The following is a 22,526-nucleotide window of genomic DNA, read 5'->3' as shown; positions in this document are numbered from 1 at the left end:
ACAAGATGGTCGTCGCGCTGCGCAGCTACAAGGCGCAGGACGTGAAGGGCGGGCTGGGCCGCGGCGGCCAGCTGCAGGTCAACTGACGTCGGCGGGCCGGCGGGAAGCCGCCGGCCGATTGCCGAGTCTCGCTTCCTGATTCGATTCGCGATTCGTGATGGTCGGCGCGTGCGGCGCGATGCGCGCGCCGGCTTCGTTCGTCCAGTTCGTTTGAAAGGGGACCCCGATGAAAGCCGCTGTACTGATTGCATTGACCTGCGTTGCGCTGACCGCTTGCGGCGGCGACGACAATTCCTCGCCCGCGGCGTCCGGCGGGTCGGGAACCAGCAACAACAACGGCGGCGGCTCGAGCGGCGGCACGCCGACCACGGGCGCACCCGACGGCAATACGGGTTCGCCGACCGCCTCGAACGTCGAGTGCGATCCGGTTTACCAGCAGGGCGATACCGTGCAACTTCATATGTATACGCAAGCGACATCGCAGAGCCCGTCGGTCGACAACGGCGTGTACACGCGGACTTACGCGCCGGCGACGTTCAACGGCGTGGCGCTCACGCAGCAGGCCGAAACCACGACAGGCTCGCCGATTCAGACCAATCACTACTACCTCGTCGGCAACGGCGTGCGCACGAACTACGGCGGCGAGGTCTACAGTGGCGGCACGCTTGCGTTGCGGGACGTGAACTCGCCGCCCTATGTCGAGACGATCGGCCTCGCGGGAAGCGAAACGGCGAATTACGTGGATACGCCGGTCTATCCGGCAGGCGGCGCGCAAACGTCCGTCTCGATCCAGCGGACGTACGTCGCGCGCGAAACGGTCAGTCTCCGCAACGGCAAGGTCTTTGCGAATGCCTGCCACTATCACACGACGGAGACCTTCACCAACCCGGCGTTGACGAGCAAGACGATCGCGGACGACTGGCTCGCGCCGGGTGTCGGCCTGGTCAAGTCGGTCGCCGACGTGGGTGGCACGCAGATCATCACGCGCGAACTGGAAGCGGCGACGGTGGGCGGTAAGTCGTACTGAGTATGCATGGGCGGCGCGCCGGTATCGATCGCGTGTCCATGGCGGTTGATGACCTGCTGCATGGCGGCATGCAGCAGGTCGAGTCGTCAGACAGGTGGCTGCCTGATTTGCCGATTTCCCCGAGCGTGGCGACGCGCTCTGCTGTCCGCCGTTGAGATTACCCGCAACCTTCCTCCTCGTCCGATCACAAGTCAGTTCGAGGCAGTGCCACGGAATTTTCGGCGAGGGACTCACGCACAACCGCGCACGTACCGGTCGTACCCGACGATTCCCGGTTTGAGTACCCCGTGCTCGTCCCAGTCGTCCCAACCCGGAAACCGCAGCGGCCTGTCCGTTTGCCAGTTCGCGAGCCGGCGCGCGAGACCGTCGCGATGCGCGGCCAGTTCGGCCGCCAGCGCCGCATCGTCCTGATACACGTACCCGCCGCGCGCGTCCTGCACGCCATGCGCGAGCACCGGCGACAGCACGTCGTACCCCATGTAATGCAGCGAGTAATGAATCGGCCACAGCAGCAGGCCGATCTCGCCGCTGCGCCCGCCCGGGCCGAACGTCGCGGCCGGCGCACCGGTCGTGACCGAGCAGAGCGCACGCCGGCCGCGGAAGTGGCCGCGATCGTAGCGGCGGCTGCCCGTGTACAGGCCGCCGTTCACGAACACGCGATCGAACCAGCCCTTCAGCATCGCGGGCGCCGCATGCCACCAGATCGGAAACTGGAACACCACGAGGTCCGCCTGCTCGAGGCGGGCGATTTCGCGGCGCACGTCGGCGGGCAACGTGGCATGTGCGCTGGCGTGGCGCTGTTCGACCAGCGCCGAGAACACGTCGGCATTCGCGCGGCACGGGTAGTGACGCGGCGCCTCGACCGGATCGAATCCGTCCGCGTAGAGATCCGACACGGCGACGTCGTGGCCGAGTGCGCGCATCGTCCGCACGGCGGTGTCGCGCAGGGCGGCGTTGAACGAGCGCGGTTCGGGATGGCAATGAACGATCAGCGTATGCATCGGCGGCACTCCTCGTGACGTGTCGGTGAAGGCGGCTTGCGTCGGTATTTGCCTGATACGGTACGCGTTGCGAAAATGAACGGGAATGGGCCAGTTTCGCAAACGAGGTTTGCATGAATGAACAGCGGCTGTCATGGGACGACCTGCAGCTCGTGCTGGCGGTGGCGCAAGCCGGCTCGCTCGCGGGTGCGGCGCGGCGGCTTGGCATCAGCCACGCGACGGTGTTTCGCCGCCTGGCGGCAATCGAAGCCGAATGGCGCGTCAAGTTGTTCGAGCGGACCCGCGCCGGCTATGCGCCGACGCCCGCCGGCGAGGACGCCGCCGCTGCCGCCGAGCGAATCCAGGACGAGGTGCACGGCGTCGAGCGGCGCGTGGCCGGCCGCGACGTGCGGCCATCGGGCACCGTGCGCGTGACGACGACCGACACGTTGCTGTCGGGCTTGCTGTCGCCGGTGTTCGCCGCGTTCCGGCGCGCCTGCCCCGAAATCACGGTGGAAGTGTCGGTATCGAATGCGGTCTTCGACCTGTCGAAGCGCGAGGCCGACGTCGCGATCCGTCCGTCGTCGTCGCCGCCTGAAACGCTGATCGGCCGCCGGGTCGGCACGATCGCGCAGGCCGTCTACGCAACGCGCGAGTGGCGCGATCGTGCCGACGATCTCGCGTGGGTCGGCCCGGACCGGCGGATGGGTTACCGGCCGCTCGAGCGATGGATGCATGCGCACGGAGCCGATGCACGCTGCGGATATCGGGTCGATACGCTGCTCGGCCTGTTCGCCGCGGCGCGTGCCGGTATCGGCGCGGCCGTGTTGCCGTGCTACCTGGCCGACGGCGAGCGCGATCTGGTGCGACTGGGCGGCCGGATCGACGAACTGGCGACCGACCTGTGGCTGCTGACGCATCCGGACCTGCGCGACACCGCGCGGATTCGTGCGTTCTCGTCGTTCGTCGCGACGTCGGTCGAGGCGTTGCACGCGCGTCTCGCGGGTGACGAGCATCGTTGACGGACCCACGGTCCGGACGCGCGGGCATCCGTCGATCGGCGCTTGGCGCAAGTCACGACCGGGATTCGACGGCCAGCAGGGCGAGCAGTCCGTCGAGATCGGTGCGGGCATCGAGCGCCCACAGGGCGTCGAGCGCGTGTCGGGCACGCTTGTCCGACAGACGCCCCGCGACGTTGTGCTGGAACTTGCGTTCAGTATCGGGGCGCGACGTCGGCTGACCGGGGAAGCCGGGCAACGTGTCGACTTGCCGTTCGAGCTTTCGACCGTCGTCGAGCGTCACCGTCAGCCGATTCGGAATCGCGTTCGGCTGCATCGCGGTGAGGCGCGCATCCTCGGAGACTGTTGTGACGGCCATCAGCGCGCGACCGGCCGGATCGTGCAACGCGGCCGGCGCGTAGCTGTCGCGCGTGATGTCACGGTCGAGCAGCGCGCGAGCGACGATATAGGGCAGGCTGTGGTCGGCCGTCTCGCGCGTCTCGGGCCGCCACTTTTCGGGATCGCGGCCGGCCGTCACGTAGCCCATGTGCGTCGTGTCGATATGGATCGCGCGGATGCGCGCGGGGTCGCCGATTTGCGTCGCGAGGTCGATCGCGGCAGCGATCGCGGTCAGCGTGTAGCCCTGGGCCGGATAGGGTTTGATTGCGCACGCATCGATCCGGAACGGGCGTTGCGGGCCGCCGAACGATCCGACGTTGAGCGCGAACGGGCCCGACACCTGCTGAAACAGTCCGGCCCGGCCTTCGAAGATCGGCGCCGGCCCGGTTACGCCTTCGCGAGCGAGTTGCGCGGAGAACACGCCGTCGCGCGACGCGGACGCGTCCGCGAGGCCTTTCCAGTCGGACAGTTGCTGCACGCGTGTCTGGTTCATCGCGAGATGGCCGCTGAGCGACAGATTGACCGCGTGTTCCATCCGGCCGCGATCGAGCCGCATCAGCTTGCCTGCCGCCAGCGCGACGGCGGGCAGGCTGTAGACGGGATGGTCCCAGCCGCGGCTCGTGATGTTCGCGGCGTCCAGCAGCCGGCAGTCGACTTCGTACGCGAGGACGATCGCGAGCAACAGGTCGCGGCCGCTCGCGCGTTCGGCTTCGGCGACGGCCAGGCACGGCGCGACGTTGTCGCTCGGATGGCCCGGTTCGGCGCCCACGTACAGATCGTTGAGATCCTCGTAGCGGATGGCCGCGCCATTGGCGAACGCGGCCAGCTCGGGCGTGGAGCGACGCCGCGTGCCGACGAGCGTCGCGGGCCCCGCGGCCGTCGTCGCGATGCGCCGGCACATCGCGACGGGCGGCGCATCATGGGCGACCAGTGCGCAGCCGAGCGCGTCGATGACGTGCGCCTTCGCGGTTTCGATCGTCGTCGCGTCGAGCGCTTCCCAGTTCAGCGCGGCGGCATAGTCGGCCAGTCGGCGCGCCAGGGTGGGCGTGGCCGGCGCAACCTGGGCGACGGCGGGGCGGGCGGCGGCCGCGCCCAGCGCGGCGAGAAACGTTCTGCGATTCATCGTGCCTCCGCGCGCATCAGACGAGCCACAGCAGCGCGCAGCCGTAGACGATCGCGCCGAGCAAGAACGTCAGCGCGGTGTAGCCGAGCACCCGCTGCACGCCGATGCCGGCCATCGCGACCACCGGTGCGACCCAGAACGGCTGCATCATGTTCGACACCTGTTCGCCCATTGCGACAGCCATGGTCGTCGCGGGCAGCGACGCGTGCAGCGCGACGGCGGCCGGCACCACGAACGGGCCCTGTACGGCCCAGTGTCCGCCGCCGCTCGGGATCAGGAACGTGATCGCGAGCGAGCAGACGTAGCTCCAGAACGGCAGCGTGTCGGCGGTCGCGATCGCGATGAAGCCATGCGCGATGACGCCCGGCAGGCCGGTCGCGTCCATCAGCCCCATGATGCCGCCGTACAGCGGATATTGAATGAGCAGCGAACCCGTCTGCGCGGTTGCCTGCTTGATCGCGTGCGCATAGGCGAGCGGGTGGCCGTGGAGCAGCACGCCCGCCGTGAGCATCGCGAGAATCACGACATTGACGCCGGCGAGCGGAATGCGGCCCGCGTAGGTCAGCGCCAGCACCGACAGGCCGAACAGCCCGGCCAGGGCGCTGAGCACGCACGAGCGCTCGAGCCACTGCGCCGGCGAGCGGCGTCCGGCGCCGCCGGGCGAGGCGGGAGCAGGTGCAGCCGGGGTGGGCTGCAGATCGGGCGGCAGTGCTTCGGCGCGGGCAGGACCGGGCGTGAGCCAGACGAGCAGCGCCGGCGTCAGCACGAGCATGGCGAGCGTCGGAGCCAGGTTGAAGCGGGTCAGCACGGTTTCGCTGAACGGCAGCACGTGGCCGGTCAGCTTCTCGACGACGTTCATCGCGCTGCCGCGCGTCGATTGCGCGAGTGCGATCGAGCTCGACAGTCCGCTCGCCCACACGACCCACCCCGAGAAGCCGCACGCGACGATCCACGCGAAATCGACGCGCAGCCGCTTCGCGACTTCGCGCGCCAGCAGCGCGCTGATCACGAGGCCGAATGCCCAGTTGACGAACGACGTGACGGCCACCGACAGGAAGACCAGCGTCGCTGCCTGGGCCGGCGTGCGCGCAAGCGACACGATCGCGCGGAAGCCGCGCTGCACGAGCGGCGCATGGGCCAGCGCGTGCCCGGTCGCGAACACGAGCGCCATCTGTGCCGTGAACGTGAGGATGTCGAAGAATCCCTTGGTCCAGCCGCCGATCATGGCGGCCGGCGTCGCGCGCGGCGCGATCGCGACGGCCAGCACGGCGACGAACGCCGTGATCAGCAGCGCAAGGACGAACGGATCGGGAATCGTGCGCTCGAACACGCGAATCGTCGCGTCGGTCAGGCGGATGCGGGCCGCACGAGGCGGGGAATCGGCGAGGCGCATGCATGTCTCCTGTTGATGTTTGTCATGTCGGCGATGCGTGTCGACGCTTCGTCGCCGCGGCGGTGTGGCGCTCAGCTGGGGAAGTCGTACAGTTGGGCCGGGTTGCGGACGAGGATCCGCTCGCGCAGATGGTCATCGGGCACCCAGTCCGCGAGTTGATCGAACAGCCGCGCGTCGTCCGGTGGGACGGTTTCCGTCGCATGCGGCCAGTCGCTGCCCCATACCAGTCGCTCGGGCGCCGCGGCGACCCATGCGCGGGCGAGCGCGTCGACGTCGGCGAACCGTCCGGACACGCCGACGCGCGAATCGAGGTACGGCCCGGAAAGCTTGACCCAGGCCCGGCCCTGGTCGACGAGGCGGCGCACGATCGCGAACGCCGGGTGCGACGTGCCGACGGGTTGCGGCAGGCGCGCCATGTGGTCGAACACGATGGTCGACGGCAGGCGCATGAGCAGCGTCTCGTGTGCGGCGATCTGGTCGGCCGTCCAATGGAGCTGCACATGCCAGCCGAGCGCATGCACGCGTGCGGACAATGCCTCGACCATGTCGAAACGCGTGGGTGCATGCTCGGGGCGATAGAGCGTGAACCGGACGCCGCGGATGCCGCCGTCGTGGAGCGCACGCAATTCGGCGTCCGTCACGTCCGTGCGTACCACGCCGACGCCACGTGTGCGGTCCGCGCCGAGCTGCCGTATCGCATCGAGCGTCACGCTGTTGTCGGTTGCGTACGCACGTGGCGTGACGACGATGGCGCGCGTGGTACCGAGCCTGGCCTGGATCGCGCGCTGGTAGTCGTTGGCCGTCGCATGCGCGTAGACCTCGGCACCGGGTTCGGACGGAAAGCGGCGGTCGAAGACGTGGAGGTGCGCGTCGCACGCGAGCAGCGGCGCCGCGTGTGCCGGCCTGGTCGTCGCTTCGGCCGCCGCGGGGCTGGGCGCAAACGCGTGCGATTCGCTCGCGGCGGCGAGCGGGGCGAGGAACGTACGTCTTGTCATGGCGTCTCCGGGTGAGTCTTGTCGTTCTGCCGGCGTTCTGCCGGCAGGATGCCGCTTCAGCGAATGGCGCCGCGACGCCGCAGCTCGGCGCGCCGTTCGTCATCGTAGCCGTGCTCGGCGAGCACGTCGTCCGAGTGCTCGCCGAGCGCCGGGGCGCCGAACGGATCGGGGCCCGGCGTGCGGTCGAACGCGATCGGTCGGCAGAAGCCGCGATAGCGGCCGGCTGCAGGATGGTCGAAATCGGCGACGAGCCGTTCCGCGTCGACTTGCGGATCGTCGAACATGTCTTCGATCTCGCGTACCGCGGCGCATGGCACGTCGTCGCCGAACACGATTTCCCATTCGCTGGCGGTGCGGGCCAGCAGTGCGGTGCGCAGCAGCGGGACGAGCGCCGCGTGCGCGTCGGCGCGCTTGCGCACCGTGTCGTAGCGCGGATCGTCGGCGAGCGCGGGCAGGCCGACCTTCACGCACAACGCGCGCCAGAAATGCGGCGTGTTCGCGGACAGGTAGAGATAACCGTCGCGGGTCGGATGCAGGCCCGTGACGCCACCCGACCGCATGTCGCGTCCGACGTCGCGTGTCTCGCCCTCGGCCCAGACCATTCGCGCCGACTGCATCGCGAGTGCGGCGCGCAGCAGCGAGATGCCCACGTACTGCCCGGCGCCGCTGCGGGTCCGTTCGTACAGCGCGGACGCGACGCCTGCGGCGACGAGCGATGCCGCGTAATAGTCGACGACCGAGCCGTACACGATCGACGGCGGCGCGCCGGGTTCGCCTTGCAGCGCGCACATGCCGGTCATCGCCTGCAGCACCTGGTCGTAGCCGGCCTTGTCCCGCAGCGGGCCCGATTCGCCGTAGCCGCTGACGGCGCAGTAGACGAGGCGCGGATTGCGTTCGCGAAGCTGCGCGTAGTCGATGCCGAGCCGCGCGGGGACGGCCGGCCGGAAATTGTGGACCAGCACGTCGGCGTCGCGGACGAGTTCGAGCAGCACCTCGCGACCGGCCGGCTGCTTGAGATCGAGCACGATTCCGCGCTTGCCGCGATTGACGCCGAGGAATGCGCGGCTCTGCGCGTCCAGCGTCGACGGATAGTTGCGCAGGTTGTCGCCGGCGGGCGGCTCGATCTTGATCACGTCGGCGCCCTGATCGGCCAGCAACGTGCATCCGTACGGGCCGGCGATGTACGCGCTCAGGTCGAGTACGCGGATGCCGGCGAGCGGGCCGGCGCCGGCGTGGCCGCAACGGGGCGTTTCCGGTGGGGCGGGCGCGTCGATGAAAGGTCGGGTCATGGTGCGATGCGAGCAGGTTGCGGCGCGGTGTCGGGCGGGGGGATCAGGCCGAATGCAATCGCCTCGTCGACGATCGCGCGGGCGCGGATGACGAAGGGCGCGTCGATCATCCGGCCGTCGACCACGTACGCGCCGCGGCCGTCGATGGCGGCCTGCCGCTGCGCGTCGAGCACCCGCAATGCCGCATGGATTTCGTCGAGCGTCGGCCGGAACACGTCGTTGGCGATACCGACCTGCGTCGGATGGATGCAGCTCTTGCCCGCGAAGCCGAGGCGCCGCGCCAGCCTCGCCTCGCTGCGAAAGCCGTCGATGTCCGCGATGTCGGCGAACGCGGCGTCGTAGGCGGCGATGCCCGCCTCGCCTGCGGCGACGCGTACGGCGAGCATCACGGGCACGATCGCCGCGGTTTCGCGGCGCTCGATGCCGAGCGGTTCGAACAGGTCGCCGAGGCCGAGCTGCAAGCCGATCACGCGCGGATGGGCCGTCGCGAGTTCGGATGCGAGCCGCAGCGCACGCGGCGTTTCGATGTTGACGAGGAGTCCGATCGGCGTCGCGACGCCGTTGCGGCGCTCGGCCCGTTCGAGGGCGGCCGCCGCTGCGCGCACGTCGTCCGCGTCGCGGGGTTTGGGCAGGTTGACGATCGCGACGCCCGAGCGCGCGACCGCGTCGAGATCGGCGTCGAAGCCGCGCGTGCCGAGCGCGTTCACACGCACCACGATGGTTTTCGTCGCCGGCAGCGGCTGGTCGAGCCGCGCGCGCAGCGCGGCGCGCGCGGCATCCTTGCGGTCGTCGGCGACCGCGTCCTCGAGATCGAACGACACGGCGTCGGCGGCACCGTTCAGGGCCTTGTCGAACAGGTCGGGACGGGAGCAGGGAACAAACAGTTTGCTTTTCATGCGGCCAGTATAGAAACCCCGCTACACTCGATGAATACAGGTTTGATTCCTTCAAACGATAGAAAATATATCTTTATGGATATCGTGTTCCTCAAGAGCTTCGTGCTCGTCGCCGATACGGGCTCGATGGCGCAGGCCGCTCGCCGCCTCGATCTCACGCCCGCCGCGGTTGCCTTGCAGATGCGGGTGCTGGAGCGGGAGCTGGGCGTGGCACTGCTCGCCCGCGCCGGGCGATCGGTGCGGCCGACCGAGGCCGGCTACCGCGTGCTCGAGCGTGCGCGCGGGCTGGTCCGCGAGTTCGACGGCCTGAAATCGGTCGCGGCCGACGATGCGCAGCTGTCCGGGGAATTGCGTCTCGGCGCGATCAACACCGCGTTGCACAGTATCCTGCCCGACGTGCTGGCACAGTTCGCGACCCAGCATCCGCGGCTGAGGGTGCTGATCCAGTCCGGTACGTCGGCGGAGCTTTACGAGTCGGTGCGGCGAGGCGATCACGATGCGGCGGTCTGTCTGCATCCGAGTTTCGCGCTGCCGAAAAGCATGGTCTGGGAACTGTTGCGCATCGAGCCGCTCGTCGTGCTGGCGCCGCAGGCGCTCGCCGCGCGCGACGCGCACGACCTGCTGCGCCAGGAGCCGCTCATTCGCTACGACCGGAGTCTCGGCGGCGGCAAGCAGGCCGACCGTTATCTGCGCGATCACGGGATCGATCCGCACGAACGCTTCGAGATCAATTCGCTGCTGGCGATCGCGATGATGGTCGAGCGCGGGCTGGGCGTGTCGCTGGTGCCGGACATTGCGTCGCCGCTCGCGGAGCGGTTGAGGATCGTGCGGCTCGCGTTGCCGAAGCCGACCGAACCGCGGCGCTTCGGCATACTCTGGCGCCGGGGCTCGGCGCGCGAGGGTGCGATCCGCGAATGGCTCGCGATCAGCCGCCGGATGGTGCAGCGTCGTTGATCTGTCGGCGGCCATGCGGATGGCGACGGAGCGGCGGACGAAGCCGGCGGCGCTGGCCGACGCCCGGTTTCTACCGTCGGCCGACTCGAGCCGTGCGCTGCGCTCGCGGGCACGAACATGACGCGAAGGCGGTCCGGCCAAATTGGATCGGCGCCTGATCGCAGCCCCGCAAACACCCGGCAACGACACCTGCCGTTAGCGCGTCTGACCGGTCTTGAAGTCGTGGACGAAGAGGCCCGGCCGGCGGCTGTCGAACACGGCCTGAATCTCGCAGCTGGTGTTCGCCTGCTTGTTGCAGGCCGCCTGAGCGGCCGCTCGCGCACGCGCCGCCGAGGTTTCGGAGGTCGCGCTGATTTCTCCGCCATTCAGCCGGTAGGCGAGAATGACGCCGTTGCCGGTGAGCGCATTGCTCTTGCACGCGGTCCTGGTGGCGTCGCTGCAGGCCTTGATGGCAGCGTTGGTCGCATCCTCGAGTTTGCGATACCCGCTCGCAACATAAAGCTTTCCGTCGTCTCCCGCCGCATCGGTAGCCCACGCGGAGACCGCATAGAATTTGCGGACCGAGACATCGGGCGAACGCCGGCTGCCCAGGGCGATCGTGGCAAATACCTCGCATGGCAAGAGCTGGTGTGCCGAGCAGTCGGCCATCGTCTGTTTGCTTTGAGCACCGCCGTTGCCGTCCCAACCCATGGCAAAAGAACCATACCGGTCACGGACGATCGTGACCGAGGAATTCCACCACGTGCCGGCGAGTTCGCAGCCCTTTCCCATCACGGCGTTGCAGGCGGCTACTGCCGCGAGCGCGGCGTCGTTGCGATAGACAAAATTGCCGACGACCCAAATGTCGGCGGCATCTTGATGCCAGGCAACGGCGGTATATCGTGTGTTCGACGGCGTTTCGGCTTCGTAGCGAAGCCACCCGTCACCGTGTTCGGGCTCCTTCCTGCCGGAAGAGCGGGAGGGCGCCGAATCGCTATCGTCGGGCGCGCATAGCGGGCTCGGCGCGACGCCGGGACCACCTTGCGTCATGCCCACGACCCGCTCGCCGGGACCGGGCCCCCCGCACGGATAGGTCTGCGCGAACGCCTGCGTCGGCAACGAGAGACCGGCGAGCGCAACCGCCGCAATAGAAAGGAGTCCATTCGTTTTCATTGTCGATGCTTCCTTTTCTCAATGTCCTTGAAGACTCGTTGCGTTATATCACTTCGCGGCATCGAAGTTTATTGTGGAAAATTTCCGGTTGATTTTGCAGTTCTTAACAATCGAAGATGATGCATTCACGATAGGATTGACCGCAAATTCATGGTCGAATGAAATTTCAAAATGAGGCGGCCGCTTATGTCTCGCATCCAACTGTTAATGGGCTGGTCGGCCGTGACGCTCGTCGCGGTAGCGGGCGAGGCGATGGCCGACCAGTCATCGGCCCGCTCCGCGACCGCTCCCTCTCCCCCGACATTCTTCGTTTGCAGCGGCACGTTCAGCTCCGGCTCCGGCATGGCCGGCTCTTCGACGGAGAAGGACGGCAAGCCGACGTGTTTCTTCGAAGCGGACTCCGCAGCCGAGTCCAGGGCGCAAAAGGAATGCGGGCAGAACGCGGTGTGTGACATCTCGGCGACGACCTACATGAAGGGAAACAGCCGCATTGTCGAAAAGGTGCTGGCGGTCACGCGGCTCAGCGGGCCGGCCTACGCGGAGCCGGGCCGAGCGGCGTCGGACAAGGCGCCGTTGCTCGACCCGTCGGTCTGTCCCGCCAGCGAACTCGGCGCTTTCGTCAAGGCGTTTTCCGGCAGGATTTCGATCCAGGCGCGGTTTACCCGCTGGCCTCTCGCCGTCACCGATATCGATGCCGCCGCCCGGCCGGAGCCCAAACCGGTGACCCGACACGTCACCGAGCAAAAGGCGTCCTACCCGCTGATGATGGATATCGAGCGTGCCAGGCGGGAAGGAAAGGTCGTTCGCGTCACTCAGGACGACAAGACGACTGGCCATGTCGAATATGCCGGATCGGACAACGACCACAAGATTCGCTATCGCTTCCAGCGGTCGGGATCGTGCTGGCAGCTCGTGGCGATCGACGACCAGTCGTTGTAGCCGTTCGTGAAGCGGTGGACGTTCTTGCAGTATTGAGAGAGGCCTCGATCGATGAAGCTTTGTTGCGCGCTCCTGCTATGTCTGGCCACGTTTGCCTGCAAGCCGGCCGGATCGAAATGCGCGGCAAGTCTCGCGCTGTACAGGACGCAGGTGAACGGCGCGCTTGCGGACAAAACCATCGATCAGCCCGTCTATGACGATCAGCAGCGGTATATCGCGAAAGCCGAGAAAATTTGTGCGTCGGGCGACGATGAAGCCGCCGTCACGGCGCTTTTCGATGCAGCCATGGCGCTGAACGTCGGCGCAGACGACGCCTACGCACGCTCGCTCAAAAAGGAAGGCGATCCGGCCGCGGCGCGCGTCGAGAGCAAACGATGAAGCAGACGGTCCTTGCCGTCCTGATCGGCGCGTGCGCCGGTCTGATTGCGTTCGTGGCGGCAGTGAACGACAGCAGGCGAAAGCGGGCGGCAGCACGCATACCGCGACCGGACGCGTCACCGTCGCTGGATTTTCAGTACTTTCCCGGCGAGCCGAAAGGCTATGCGGGATATACCGATCACGTTTCGATGCAGCAGACCATCAACGATGACCTTGCCGAGCGCGATGCCGACTGGCAATTCAGCAGCATCGGGTTCGCGAAGGGATTCCTGCGCATGGTGCTGCTCCGAGCCGATCGCTCGCAAAGCGAGCCCGGCATTTTCCGCATGGCAGGCGTGAGCGGAGACGATGCGATGGCGATCGAGTGGATCGCGCGGATGCAAACGGAGGGAGTCGACAACGCACCTCCTTCGACATCGAATTTGAAGTCGATCGTCGATGGGATTGCGTCCGACATTTCGTCGACCGGGCCGCGTCGCGCGAAGTTCTGGCGTAGCGCCGGGGGTGACGGCCGCGAAGGGGTGGAACACGACGAAATTCCTGCCGAGCGATTACGTGAACTCACGGAGCGCATGCGCGATGCGGAACGCAGAGGCGAGTCGCGGGCGGCCGATGCCCGGATCGTGCCGCCGGAATCGAGTGGTTGACGAAGGGGCGACGCCGGTACCCGAGGCTGCCAGACACATTTTTCGTCCGTTATTGCGCTCGACGGCGTGGCGCGCGTTCGTTCAACCTCATCCATATCGCCTGGTTCGGTTGCCACCCCACGACACGCCGATCCGACCGATTCGGTGCTACGGACACGTTGTGCGTCGAATCGCCCGCGAGATACCCGTTGCAACGACGGGAGCGCCTAAGCGAGCCGCACGGATTCCGTACTGAAACCCTTCGCGTCCCTCCGCGCTTGCCAAACGCCGGCTGGCGAACCTTTCGCTGTCGATCGAGCGTGTTGCCTGGCGTGCCCGACATCGCGTTTCAAGGGCCAGATTGCCGCGCCCGCCCGTGACGGCGTGGGCCGACGGCGCACGCGCGGCGCAAACATAAACGAAATGTGATCCCTTGCCGCCGCAAAATTTTGCACAATGACGGCAGCGCGGCCTTCCGCCGCGCTTCGCGCCGGCCGTGATCGCCGCCCGACAACCGTGACCGAGCTCCGCTCCGACGTACCGCCGCCCACCGCCATGGACCACCCGAAACGCATCCTGATCGTCGAGGACGACGCCGACATCGCCGACGTGCTGAGCCTGCATTTGCGCGACGAGCGCTACGAGGTCGTGCACAGCGCGGACGGCGCCGAAGGGTTGCGCCTGCTCGAACAGGGCGGCTGGGACGCGCTGATCCTCGACCTGATGCTGCCCGGCGTCGACGGCCTCGAAATCTGCCGGCGCGCGCGGGCGATGACGCGCTACACGCCGATCATCATCACGAGCGCCCGGTCGAGCGAGGTGCACCGGATCCTCGGCCTCGAACTCGGCGCCGACGACTACCTCGCGAAGCCGTTCTCGGTGCTCGAACTCGTCGCACGCGTGAAGGCGCTGCTGCGGCGCGTCGATGCGCTCGCGCGCGATTCGCGGATCGACGCGGGCACGCTCGACGTCGCGGGGCTCGCGATCGACCCGATCGCGCGCGAGGCGAGCGTCGACGGCGTACGCATCGATCTCACGCCGCGCGAATTCGATCTGCTGTATTTCTTCGCGCGGCATCCGGGCAAGGTGTTTTCGCGGATGGACCTGCTGAACGCCGTGTGGGGCTACCAGCACGAAGGCTACGAACACACGGTCAACACCCACATCAACCGGCTGCGCGCGAAGATCGAGGCCGATCCGGCCGAGCCCGTGCGGATCCTCACCGTGTGGGGACGCGGCTACAAGCTCGCCGCGCCGGACGCATGATGAAGCTCACGCTCACGCGGCGGCTGTCGCTCGTGTTCTCGATCCTGCTGCTCGCGTGCTCGGGCGCGTCGGCATGGCTGCAGATCCGCGCGAACGACATGCGCGAGAAGGAAGTCGTGCAGGCGCTGTCGCGCGACCTGGCCGCCAACATCGCCGGCAGCGCGCCGCTGATGGACGCGAACGGGCTGCGCCCCGACGCCGTGCGCACGCTGTTCGGGCAGTTGATGGGCGTGAACCCGAGCGTCGAGGTGTACCTGCTCGACAACGCCGGGCGCATCAAGGGCGACGATGCGCCGCCGGGCCACGTGAAGCGCGACCGCGTCGATCTCGCGCCCGTGCAGCGCTTCATCGCGGGCCAGCCGCTGCCGATTCTCGGCGACGATCCGCGCAGCCCGGACGCGCGCAAGGTGTTCAGCGCCGCGCCGCTGCAGCGCGCGGGGCAGCCGCCGTCGGGCTACATCTACGTGGTGCTGCTCGGCGAGGCACATGACCGGCTCGCCGCGCGCGTCGATGCCGGCAACGTGCTGCGCACGACGCTGTGGTCGATGGCGATCGTCGCGCTGCTCGGGTTGCTGGCGGGCCTCGTCGCGTTCGGCTTCATCACGCGCCCGCTGCGCCGGCTGACGGCCGCGATGCGCGACTTCGACGCGAACGCCGCGCCCGGCGCGCTCGACGCGCCGCCGCCGGTGCTGCGCTTGCCGCCGGGCCGCCGCGGCGACGACATCGCGGTGCTCGAATCCGCGTTCGCGCAGATGGCCGACCGGATCGGCGAGCAGTGGCGCGCGTTGACGCGCCAGGACCAGCAGCGGCGCGAACTGATCACGAACATCTCGCACGACCTGCGCACGCCGCTCACGTCGCTGCACGGTTATCTGGAGACGCTGTCGCTGAAGGCCGACACGCTGGCCGAGCCCGAGCGGCGGCGCTACCTGTCGATCGCGCTCGCGCAGAGTGCGAAGGTCGGGCGGCTCGCGCAGGCGCTGTTCGAGCTGGCGCGGCTCGAATCGGGCGGCGTGCAGGCCGAGCGCGAGCCGTTCTCGCTCGTCGATCTCGTGCAGGACGTGTTCCAGAAATTCGAGCTGGCCGCGCAGTCGCGCGGCGTCGCGTTGCATGCGCGGATTCCGCCGCGCGTGCCGGCCGTGTCGGCCGATCTCGGGATGATCGAGCGCGTGCTGACCAACCTGCTCGACAACGCGCTGCGGCACACGCCTTCGCACGGCGAGGTCGAGATCGCGCTGGAACCGCAGGGCGACCGTGTGGTCGTGACCGTGTCGGATACCGGCGAAGGGATTCCGGCGGCGCGGCGCGAAGGGTTGTTCCAGCGGCCGCAGCGGCCGATGAGCGGCGGCACGGCGACGAGCGGCGGGCTCGGCCTGTTGATCGTGCACCGGATGCTGGCGCTCAACGGCAGCGGTATCCGGCTCGTCGACCGGCCCGGGCGCGGCGCGGTGTTCGAGTTTGCGCTGGCGGTGGCGTCGCCGACGGCGGGCGACGCACGCTGACCGCGATCGGCGGCGTCATGCGCCGCGCTTGCGCCGCACGTCGCTCGGCGTCGTGCCGGTCCAGCGCTTGAACGCGTGACGGAATCCCACGGCATCGCTGAAGCCGAGCGTCAGCGCGATGTCCTCGGTGCTGAGCGTGGTCGTGCCGAGGTAGTCGATCGCGAGCGCCTTGCGCACGCTCGTCAGCAGTTCGCTGTACGACGTGCCTTCGGCTTCGAGCTTGCGGCGCAACGTGCGTGAGGTCATGCACAGGCTTTCGGCGATCGCGTCGATGTCCGGGAATTGTCCCGGCGTGCGGGTGAGCTCCTCGTATACGCGTCGCGTGATACCCGATCGGCTGCGCAATTCGTCGAGCAACTGCGCGCAGTGCGACGACACCTGCGCGGCGGTGATCGGATTCGCGAGCTGCGGCGCGCGCGTGAGCCAGGCCGCCGGATAGCTGAGCACGTGATGCGGCTGGTCGAACGCGATCGGGCATTCGAGCGCGTCGGCCAGCAGCGCCCCATGCGGCGGCCGCGGCTGCGCGAACTGCGCGCGCGCGGGCACGCACCATCCGCCCATCACGTCCTTGATGATCGTCACGTGCAGCGCGAACTGCATGTCGATCAGGAAACGGTACAGCGGCTCGTCGAGATCGGGCAGCGCGACTTCGTGGCGGTCCGGAAACAGCCACGACGCGGTGTCGCCGTGTTCGACCCAGCGGATCGGCAGCATCCCGTTCGCGAGCCGATGATATTTGACGGCCGCATCGAACGCGCGCGCGAGCGATTCCGAGCACAGCATCGCGTAGCCGTACATGCCGTAGCTCGACGCGCGCAGCAGGCGGCCGACGCGCACGCCGAGGTCGGTGCCGTCGTACCGGCCGACCGCGTTGCGCGCGGCCGTGAGGAACTGCAGCGGCGACGTGAGCGTGAACGGGTCCGCGACATCGGCCGGCGCGAGGCCGGTGCCGGCGAGCACCGTCGCCGGGTCGAGGCCGGCTTGCGCGGCCACGTCGACCAGCACGGCCAGCTTGGCCGGCGTGAAGCGCTGCTCGCGCAACGCGTGGGCGGCTTCGGCGTCGGGCAGCCGGGGGGGACGGGCGTCCGTCGGTTTCAACAGCGCACTGCGCGACATGGCGGGATCCTGCGTCCGAATCGATATCGTTGACGGCTTGCCATTCTGCGCGGGAACGATTTCGTTCGCCACAGGGTTCACCCTGACGTGCCGACGGGACGGCCCGACCGGACGGGCGTTCGCCGTGCGAAGCGACGTGGACACCTGCATGCGCGTGTCCGTTTCGATCATGTTTTCGGCCGGGCGGATCATTTGCAAAGCGCGTCGCGCGGGCGATAGTCGCCGCTCAGGCGGCGGCCCGCGTCCTTCCGGCGTGCAGGCCGCCGTGCGAACGGCGCGCATGCCGGCGTGCCGTCCCCCGAGGAGCGAGACATGACGAACAGACACTGGACCGGGTCGTACGGCTCGATCCCCGCCGAGATCGACGCCGATCGCCATCCTTCCGTCAGCGCGCTGCTGGACGACGCGATGCGCCGCTTCGCCGAGCGTCCGGCGTTCCATGCGTTCGGCCGCACGCTCACCTATGCCGACGTCGACCGCCTGTCGACCGCGCTGGCCGCGTATCTGCAGCAGGTCGTCGGCGTGCGCAAGGGCGATCGCGTCGCCGTGATGCTGCCCAACGTGCTGGCGTTTCCGGTCGTGTTCGTCGCCGTCGCGAAGATCGGCGCGATCCAGGTCAACGTGAATCCGCACTACACCGCGCGCGAGCTCGAGCATCAGCTCAACGACGCGGGAGTCGAGGCGGCGGTCGTCTGCGGCGGGTCGATGGGCACGTTCGCGGGGGGGGTCGGCGGCACGCGCGTGCGCACCGTGCTGAGCGTGGGGCGCGAGGATCTCGGCGTCGTCGATGCGCCGGCCGGCACGTGCGACGCACTGCCGCCCGGTTCGACCGCGCTCGCGCAAGCCATCGCCGCCGGCGAATCGCTCGCGTGCGAGCCGGTTGCGCTGAGCGGCGCGGACCTGTTGCTGCTGCAATACACGGGTGGCACGACCGGCCTGTCGAAGGGCGCGGCGCTGTCGCATCGCAACCTCGTCGCGAACATCGCGCAGTTCGCGGCGATCGTGCCGGATGCGCGCCAGCCGGGCGAAGAGGTCATCGTCACGGCGATCCCGCTGTATCACATCTTCGCGCTGACGGTGAACTTCCTGTCCTACTTCGCGATCGGCGCGCAGAACTGGCTCGTCGCGAATCCGCGCGACATGGACGGGTTCGTCGACGTGCTGAAGGCCGCGCGGCCGACGGTGTTCGTCGGCGTGAACACAATGTACGCGGGGCTTGCCGGCCATCCGCGCCTGAAGGAGGTCGACTGGTCGCGGCTGAAGCTGTCGGCCGGCGGCGGCGCGGCGGTGATCGACGTGATCTCGTCGCGCTGGAAGGCGGTGACGGGCAATTTCATCCGCGAGGGCTACGGGCTGTCGGAAACGTCGCCGGTCGTGTCGTTCAACCCGCAATCGATCGACCGGTTCACGGGCACCACGGGCCTGCCGCTGCCGTCGACCGACGTGAAGCTGCTCGACGAGCAGGATCGCGAGGTGGCGATCGGCGAAGCGGGCGAGATCTGCGTGAAGGGGCCGCAGGTGATGAGCGGCTACTGGCAGAAGCCGGACGCGAATGCGGCCGCGTTCACGGCGGACGGCTATTTCCGCACCGGCGACGTCGGCGTGTTCGACGCGGCCGGCTTCCTGCGGATCGTCGACCGCAAGAAGGACATGATCATCGTGTCGGGCTTCAACGTGTATCCGAACGAGGTGGAAGCGGTGGCGACCGCGCTGCCGGGCGTGGCCGAATGCGCGTGCATCGGCGTGCCGGACCCGCGCACGGGCGAGGCCGTCAAACTGTTCGTGGTGCTGACGCCGGACGCCGATGTGACGGAAGCGCAGCTCGTCGCGCATTGCCGCGCGAGCCTGGCCGCGTACAAGGTGCCGAAGTGGGTTCGATTCGTCGACCGGTTGCCGAAGTCGACGGTCGGCAAGATCCTGCGCCGCGAACTCAGCCGCACCGACTGATGAGGGCGACGCGTCGCGCGGCCGCGGCTGCGCGGAAAGCCACGAAGGTGGCGCGCGGGCCACTCAAGTACAATGCGGTCGGTTCGATCGACGGGGATGCGATGACCGGCTCAGATCCACTTTCCGCCCGGCCCGGGCGTGCGCTGCCGTCGCCGAGCGCGACGGTGCCGATCTCGCTCGTCAACGGCTTTCTCGCGAGCGCGGGCGTGCAGCGCGACGTGGTCGAACGCTACCTGCGCGGCGCCGGCATTCCGATCGAGCTGCTCGGCGAGCCGCACGCGCGCGTGACGGAGGAACAGTTCTCGACGCTGTACCGCACGCTCGCGATCGATCTCGACGACGAGATGCCCGGCATCTTCTCGCGCCCGCTGCGCGGCGGCACGCTGAAGTATCTGTGCCTGAGCCTGCTCGATGCGCGCAACCTCGAAACGGCGCTGCATCGTTTCGGGCAATTCTTCCATATCCTGCTCGACGACTTCTTCGTCGAATCGAAGCGCGACGATCTCGTCGCGCAGGTGCTGCTGCGCCCGAACGAGGCCATCGGGCCGATCGGCGCGCTCGGCCAGGAGCTGATGCTCAAGCTCGTGCACGGCGTATGCTCCTGGCTGATCGGGCAGAAAATTCCGCTGCTGCAGATCGAGTTCGCGTGCCCGCGGCCCCGCCACGCGGTCGATCACCTGTACTTCTTCACCGGCGCGGTGCAGTTCGACCGCGAGCGCACGCTGATGCGCTTCAGCGCCGATTACCTCGACGCGCCGATCCGGCAGAGCAAGCGCAACCTGCGCAAATTCCTCGCGCGCGCGCCCGGCGACTGGATCTTCGAATCGTTCAGCGAACAGCTCGTGTGCCATCGGGTGCGGCAGTACCTGTCGGCGGCGCTGCCGGATCTGCCCGTGATCGACCAGGCGGCCGAGCACCTGCATTGTTCGGTGCGGACGCTGAGCCGCCATCTGGCCGCCGAAGGGACGACGTTCCAGGTGCTGAAGGACGAGCTGCGGCGCGATATCGCGATCCAGCGGCTGACCGATACGCCCGACACGATCGCCGCGATCGGCGCGGATATCGGCTTCGACGACCCGAGCGCGTTTCATCGCGCGTTCCGGCACTGGACCGGCAGTACGCCGGGGACGTATCGGCGCCGGGCGTGATGCGGGCGCGGGGTTGAGCGTCGCGGATTCGCGCGTGCACGGATTCAATCCCATAACCGGCTCCTTTTGTGGTTTTCACGGCCGGTTTTTGAGCGGACACTCCCATAACCGGCTTCCTTCGTCGCGCGAGCCGGGCAGGCGCGCGTGCCGCCGGTCGTTTCCTGTTGGCGCGCATCACCGCGATTGCCGATACCGACGGACCGGGCGCCGACGCCCGTCCGGCGGGCGTTCGCCGCCGGGCGCGGTGGTGTCCGCCGGCATGCGACGTGGCCGGTTTTGTCACCATGTGGGCCGGATATGACAATGGGAATCCGGATGCCCGGCGTTAGGATGGCCCATCGCGTCGCCCGGCTTGGCCGGTTTTGCCGTATCGGACCCCGTGGCGCCCCCTATTCACCGCCTGATTGGAACATCGACCATGAGCTATAACGCCCCCGTCAAGGACATGCTGTTCGTGCTGAAGGAACTCGCGGGTATCGACGCCATTGCGCAGTTGCCGGGCTTCGAGGATGCGGGTTACGACACGGCGCAGGCCGTGCTGGACGAGTCCGCGAAATTCTGCGGCGAGGTGCTGGCGCCGCTGAACGTCGAAGGCGACCGCAACCCGAGCAGCTGGAAGGACGGCGTCGTGACTGCGACCCCGGGCTTCGGCGAAGCGTTCCGTCAGTTCGTCGAAGGCGGCTGGCAGGGGCTGCAGCATCCGGCCGAATACGACGGCCAGGGGCTGCCGAAGCTGATCGCGACGCCGTGCATCGAGATGCTGAACGCGTCGAACCTGTCGTTCGCGCTGTGCCCGCTGCTCACCGACGGCGCGATCGAGGCGCTGCTGACGGCCGGCACCGACGAGCAGAAGCAGCGCTACGTGCCGAAGCTGATCTCGGGCGAATGGACCGGCACGATGAACCTGACCGAGCCGCAAGCCGGTTCGGATCTCGCGCTGGTGCGCTCGCGCGCCGAGCCGCAGGGCGACGGCACGTACAAGGTGTTCGGCACGAAGATCTTCATCACGTGGGGCGAGCACGACATGGCGGACAACATCGTCCACCTGGTGCTGGCGCGCACGCCGAACGCGCCGGAAGGCGTGAAGGGCATCTCGCTGTTCATCGTGCCGAAGTTCCTGGTCAACGACGACGGCTCGCTCGGCGCGCGCAACGACGTGCACTGCGTGTCGATCGAACACAAGCTCGGGATCAAGGCGAGCCCGACGGCGGTGCTGCAATACGGCGATCACGGCGGCGCGATCGGCTATCTCGTGGGCGAGGAGAACCGCGGCCTCGAATACATGTTCATCATGATGAACGCGGCGCGCTTCGGCGTCGGGATGCAAGGGATCGGCGTGGCCGACCGCGCGTACCGGAAGGCGGCCGAATTCGCGAAGGAACGCGTGCAGAGCCGTCCGGTGGACGGTTCGGCCAAGCAGTCGGTGACGATCATCCATCACCCGGACGTGCGCCGGATGCTGGGCACGATGCGTGCGCTGACCGAAGGCGCGCGGGCGCTCGCGTATGTGGCTGCCGCGCACAGCGACATCGCCCATCGCCATCCGGACGAGGCGACGCGCGCGCGTCATCAGGCCATCTACGAATACCTGGTGCCGGTGGTGAAGGGCTGGAGCACGGAGATGGTGAACGACGTCGCGAGCCTGGGCGTGCAGGTGCACGGCGGGATGGGTTTCATCGAGGAGACGGGCGCGGCGCAGTACTACCGCGACGCGCGGATCCTGGCGATCTACGAAGGGACGACCGCGATTCAGGCGAACGACCTGGTCGGCCGCAAGACGATGCGCGACGGCGGCGCGGTGGCGAAGGCGCTGATTGCGGAGATCGGCGACACGGTCGCGGCGCTCGGCAAGATCGACGGTGCGGCGGCCGCCTCGATGAAGGCGCAACTGGAGAAGGGGGCGCGCGCGTTGTCGGCGGTGGTCGACTACGTGCTGGCGAACACGAAGCAGGACCCGAACGCGGTGTTCGCGGGCAGCGTGCCGTACCTGAAGCTGGCGGGCGTCGTGCTGTGCGGGTGGCAGATGGCGCGCGCGCTGGTGGCCGCGCACGCGAACCGCGCGAACGACGTCGCGTTCTTCGACGCGAAGATCGCGATCGCGCAATGCTATGCGGAGCACGTGCTGGTGCAGGCGGGCGCGCTCGAAGCGTCGATCGTCGGCGCGAAGGGCAACGAGAGCGTGCTCGCGTTGACGGAAGACCAGTTCTGACCGGCTGACGGTCGGGATGCAGCAGGAGGAGACAGGATTTTGACCACACAGGACTTGCTCGCGCAATACGGCCCGCGCGAATCGATGGAATACGACGTCGTGATCGTCGGCGGCGGCCCCGCCGGGCTGTCGGCGGCGATCCGGCTCAAGCAGCTGGCCGCCGAGAAAGGCACCGAGATCGGCGTGTGC

At 68.2% G+C, this 22,526-nt stretch carries 20 protein-coding genes; 12 read left to right on the top strand and 8 right to left on the bottom strand.

Features of this window, described 5'->3' with window-relative positions; all coding sequences use genetic code 11:
• Positions 1-226: 226 nt before the first annotated feature.
• Positions 227-1,027, top strand: coding sequence for a hypothetical protein (locus WS95_RS02105; protein WP_059822030.1), 801 nt, complete (start codon positions 227-229; stop codon positions 1,025-1,027).
• Between the two features lie 230 nt (positions 1,028-1,257).
• Here the strand turns inward: WS95_RS02105 and WS95_RS02100 are convergent, their stop codons facing one another.
• On the bottom strand, positions 1,258-2,028 hold the full coding sequence (locus tag WS95_RS02100; RefSeq protein WP_034209514.1) for an NAD(P)H-dependent oxidoreductase: 771 nt from the start codon (positions 2,026-2,028) through the stop codon (positions 1,258-1,260).
• A 113-nt stretch (positions 2,029-2,141) separates the two neighbouring features.
• Between WS95_RS02100 and WS95_RS02095 the strand changes: the two genes are divergently transcribed.
• Positions 2,142-3,029, top strand: a complete 888-nt coding sequence (locus WS95_RS02095; protein ID WP_059822028.1) for a LysR family transcriptional regulator — start codon at positions 2,142-2,144, stop codon at positions 3,027-3,029.
• Between the two features lie 52 nt (positions 3,030-3,081).
• Here the strand turns inward: WS95_RS02095 and WS95_RS02090 are convergent, their stop codons facing one another.
• The 5 genes from WS95_RS02090 to WS95_RS02070 all read right to left on the bottom strand — a co-directional run bounded on the left by WS95_RS02090 (position 3,082) and on the right by WS95_RS02070 (position 9,100).
• Entirely contained in the window at positions 3,082-4,527 is a 1,446-nt protein-coding gene (locus WS95_RS02090; RefSeq protein WP_059822026.1) for an MmgE/PrpD family protein, read from the bottom strand.
• Positions 4,528-4,543: 16 nt separating this feature from the next.
• Positions 4,544-5,920, bottom strand: a complete 1,377-nt coding sequence (locus WS95_RS02085) for a TIGR00366 family protein (RefSeq protein ID WP_059822024.1) — start codon at positions 5,918-5,920, stop codon at positions 4,544-4,546.
• Between the two features lie 71 nt (positions 5,921-5,991).
• On the bottom strand, positions 5,992-6,915 hold the full coding sequence (locus WS95_RS02080) for an amidohydrolase family protein (protein ID WP_082746834.1): 924 nt from the start codon (positions 6,913-6,915) through the stop codon (positions 5,992-5,994).
• A gap of 56 nt (positions 6,916-6,971) precedes the next feature.
• A complete protein-coding gene (locus tag WS95_RS02075; protein WP_082746833.1) occupies positions 6,972-8,204 on the bottom strand; it encodes a CaiB/BaiF CoA transferase family protein in 1,233 nt (410 codons plus the stop codon).
• A complete protein-coding gene (locus tag WS95_RS02070; RefSeq protein WP_059822022.1) occupies positions 8,201-9,100 on the bottom strand; it encodes an HpcH/HpaI aldolase/citrate lyase family protein in 900 nt (299 codons plus the stop codon). Before WS95_RS02070 ends, WS95_RS02075 begins: the two co-directional genes overlap by 4 nt.
• Before the next feature lie 75 nt (positions 9,101-9,175).
• Here WS95_RS02070 and WS95_RS02065 point away from each other — a divergent pair, with 75 nt between their 5' ends.
• Positions 9,176-10,054, top strand: a complete 879-nt coding sequence (locus WS95_RS02065) for a LysR substrate-binding domain-containing protein (RefSeq protein ID WP_082725026.1) — start codon at positions 9,176-9,178, stop codon at positions 10,052-10,054.
• Positions 10,055-10,249: 195 nt separating this feature from the next.
• On the opposite strand, the gene WS95_RS02060 is transcribed toward WS95_RS02065, so the two are convergent.
• On the bottom strand, positions 10,250-11,206 hold the full coding sequence (locus WS95_RS02060) for a DUF4189 domain-containing protein (RefSeq protein ID WP_059822018.1): 957 nt from the start codon (positions 11,204-11,206) through the stop codon (positions 10,250-10,252).
• A gap of 186 nt (positions 11,207-11,392) precedes the next feature.
• On the opposite strand from WS95_RS02060, the gene WS95_RS02055 reads away from it, so the two are divergent.
• The 5 genes from WS95_RS02055 to WS95_RS02035 all read left to right on the top strand — a co-directional run bounded on the left by WS95_RS02055 (position 11,393) and on the right by WS95_RS02035 (position 15,917).
• On the top strand, positions 11,393-12,145 hold the full coding sequence (locus WS95_RS02055; RefSeq protein WP_059780334.1) for a hypothetical protein: 753 nt from the start codon (positions 11,393-11,395) through the stop codon (positions 12,143-12,145).
• Between the two features lie 150 nt (positions 12,146-12,295).
• Entirely contained in the window at positions 12,296-12,523 is a 228-nt protein-coding gene (locus tag WS95_RS02050; protein WP_059822015.1) for a hypothetical protein, read from the top strand.
• Positions 12,520-13,170, top strand: a complete 651-nt coding sequence (locus tag WS95_RS02045) for a hypothetical protein (RefSeq protein ID WP_059822013.1) — start codon at positions 12,520-12,522, stop codon at positions 13,168-13,170. The genes WS95_RS02050 and WS95_RS02045 overlap by 4 nt, the downstream gene beginning before the upstream one ends.
• Before the next feature lie 534 nt (positions 13,171-13,704).
• On the top strand, positions 13,705-14,415 hold the full coding sequence (locus tag WS95_RS02040) for a response regulator transcription factor (protein ID WP_034209395.1): 711 nt from the start codon (positions 13,705-13,707) through the stop codon (positions 14,413-14,415).
• On the top strand, positions 14,415-15,917 hold the full coding sequence (locus WS95_RS02035; RefSeq protein ID WP_059822033.1) for a sensor histidine kinase: 1,503 nt from the start codon (positions 14,415-14,417) through the stop codon (positions 15,915-15,917). The genes WS95_RS02040 and WS95_RS02035 overlap by 1 nt, the downstream gene beginning before the upstream one ends.
• Positions 15,918-15,932: 15 nt before the next feature.
• Here the strand turns inward: WS95_RS02035 and WS95_RS02030 are convergent, their stop codons facing one another.
• Positions 15,933-17,033 carry an AraC family transcriptional regulator gene (locus WS95_RS02030; protein ID WP_059822031.1) on the bottom strand — a complete coding sequence of 367 codons (1,101 nt, stop codon included), beginning with the start codon at positions 17,031-17,033 and terminating at the stop codon, positions 15,933-15,935.
• 312 nt (positions 17,034-17,345) lie between these two features.
• On the opposite strand from WS95_RS02030, the gene WS95_RS02025 reads away from it, so the two are divergent.
• From WS95_RS02025 to WS95_RS34575, 4 genes are all read left to right on the top strand, one after another.
• Entirely contained in the window at positions 17,346-18,980 is a 1,635-nt protein-coding gene (locus WS95_RS02025) for an AMP-binding protein (RefSeq protein ID WP_059822011.1), read from the top strand.
• On the top strand, positions 18,980-20,128 hold the full coding sequence (locus WS95_RS02020; RefSeq protein WP_034209391.1) for an AraC family transcriptional regulator: 1,149 nt from the start codon (positions 18,980-18,982) through the stop codon (positions 20,126-20,128). Before WS95_RS02025 ends, WS95_RS02020 begins: the two co-directional genes overlap by 1 nt.
• Before the next feature lie 418 nt (positions 20,129-20,546).
• Positions 20,547-22,337, top strand: a complete 1,791-nt coding sequence (locus tag WS95_RS02015; protein ID WP_059822009.1) for an acyl-CoA dehydrogenase — start codon at positions 20,547-20,549, stop codon at positions 22,335-22,337.
• Between the two features lie 39 nt (positions 22,338-22,376).
• The coding region (locus WS95_RS34575; protein ID WP_124636892.1) for an FAD-dependent oxidoreductase at positions 22,377-22,526 on the top strand (150 nt) is incomplete at its 3' end.

This window comes from Burkholderia sp. MSMB1826 (assembly GCF_001526325.1).
Taxonomy (GTDB): Bacteria; Pseudomonadota; Gammaproteobacteria; order Burkholderiales; family Burkholderiaceae; genus Burkholderia.
The sequence above is the reverse complement of the archived record's forward strand: the minus strand, read 5'-3'. Positions and strand labels throughout refer to the sequence as shown.

Excerpts from the sequence above, each read along its gene's own strand:
- WS95_RS02065 (WP_082725026.1), top strand. The coding sequence starts at position 9,176 with ATGGATATCGTGTTCCTCAAGAGCTTCGTGCTCGTCGCCGATACGGGC.
- WS95_RS02060 (WP_059822018.1), bottom strand. The coding sequence starts at position 11,206 with ATGAAAACGAATGGACTCCTTTCTATTGCGGCGGTTGCGCTCGCCGGT.
- WS95_RS02105 (WP_059822030.1), top strand. The coding sequence starts at position 227 with ATGAAAGCCGCTGTACTGATTGCATTGACCTGCGTTGCGCTGACCGCT.
- WS95_RS02055 (WP_059780334.1), top strand. The coding sequence starts at position 11,393 with ATGTCTCGCATCCAACTGTTAATGGGCTGGTCGGCCGTGACGCTCGTC.
- WS95_RS02025 (WP_059822011.1), top strand. The coding sequence starts at position 17,346 with ATGACGAACAGACACTGGACCGGGTCGTACGGCTCGATCCCCGCCGAG.
- WS95_RS02040 (WP_034209395.1), top strand. The coding sequence starts at position 13,705 with ATGGACCACCCGAAACGCATCCTGATCGTCGAGGACGACGCCGACATC.
- WS95_RS02070 (WP_059822022.1), bottom strand. The coding sequence starts at position 9,100 with ATGAAAAGCAAACTGTTTGTTCCCTGCTCCCGTCCCGACCTGTTCGAC.
- WS95_RS02095 (WP_059822028.1), top strand. The coding sequence starts at position 2,142 with ATGAATGAACAGCGGCTGTCATGGGACGACCTGCAGCTCGTGCTGGCG.
- WS95_RS02075 (WP_082746833.1), bottom strand. The coding sequence starts at position 8,204 with ATGACCCGACCTTTCATCGACGCGCCCGCCCCACCGGAAACGCCCCGT.
- WS95_RS02045 (WP_059822013.1), top strand. The coding sequence starts at position 12,520 with ATGAAGCAGACGGTCCTTGCCGTCCTGATCGGCGCGTGCGCCGGTCTG.
- WS95_RS02020 (WP_034209391.1), top strand. The coding sequence starts at position 18,980 with ATGAGGGCGACGCGTCGCGCGGCCGCGGCTGCGCGGAAAGCCACGAAG.
- WS95_RS02090 (WP_059822026.1), bottom strand. The coding sequence starts at position 4,527 with ATGAATCGCAGAACGTTTCTCGCCGCGCTGGGCGCGGCCGCCGCCCGC.
- WS95_RS02085 (WP_059822024.1), bottom strand. The coding sequence starts at position 5,920 with ATGCGCCTCGCCGATTCCCCGCCTCGTGCGGCCCGCATCCGCCTGACC.
- WS95_RS02100 (WP_034209514.1), bottom strand. The coding sequence starts at position 2,028 with ATGCATACGCTGATCGTTCATTGCCATCCCGAACCGCGCTCGTTCAAC.
- WS95_RS02030 (WP_059822031.1), bottom strand. The coding sequence starts at position 17,033 with ATGTCGCGCAGTGCGCTGTTGAAACCGACGGACGCCCGTCCCCCCCGG.
- WS95_RS02035 (WP_059822033.1), top strand. The coding sequence starts at position 14,415 with ATGAAGCTCACGCTCACGCGGCGGCTGTCGCTCGTGTTCTCGATCCTG.
- WS95_RS02080 (WP_082746834.1), bottom strand. The coding sequence starts at position 6,915 with ATGACAAGACGTACGTTCCTCGCCCCGCTCGCCGCCGCGAGCGAATCG.
- WS95_RS02015 (WP_059822009.1), top strand. The coding sequence starts at position 20,547 with ATGAGCTATAACGCCCCCGTCAAGGACATGCTGTTCGTGCTGAAGGAA.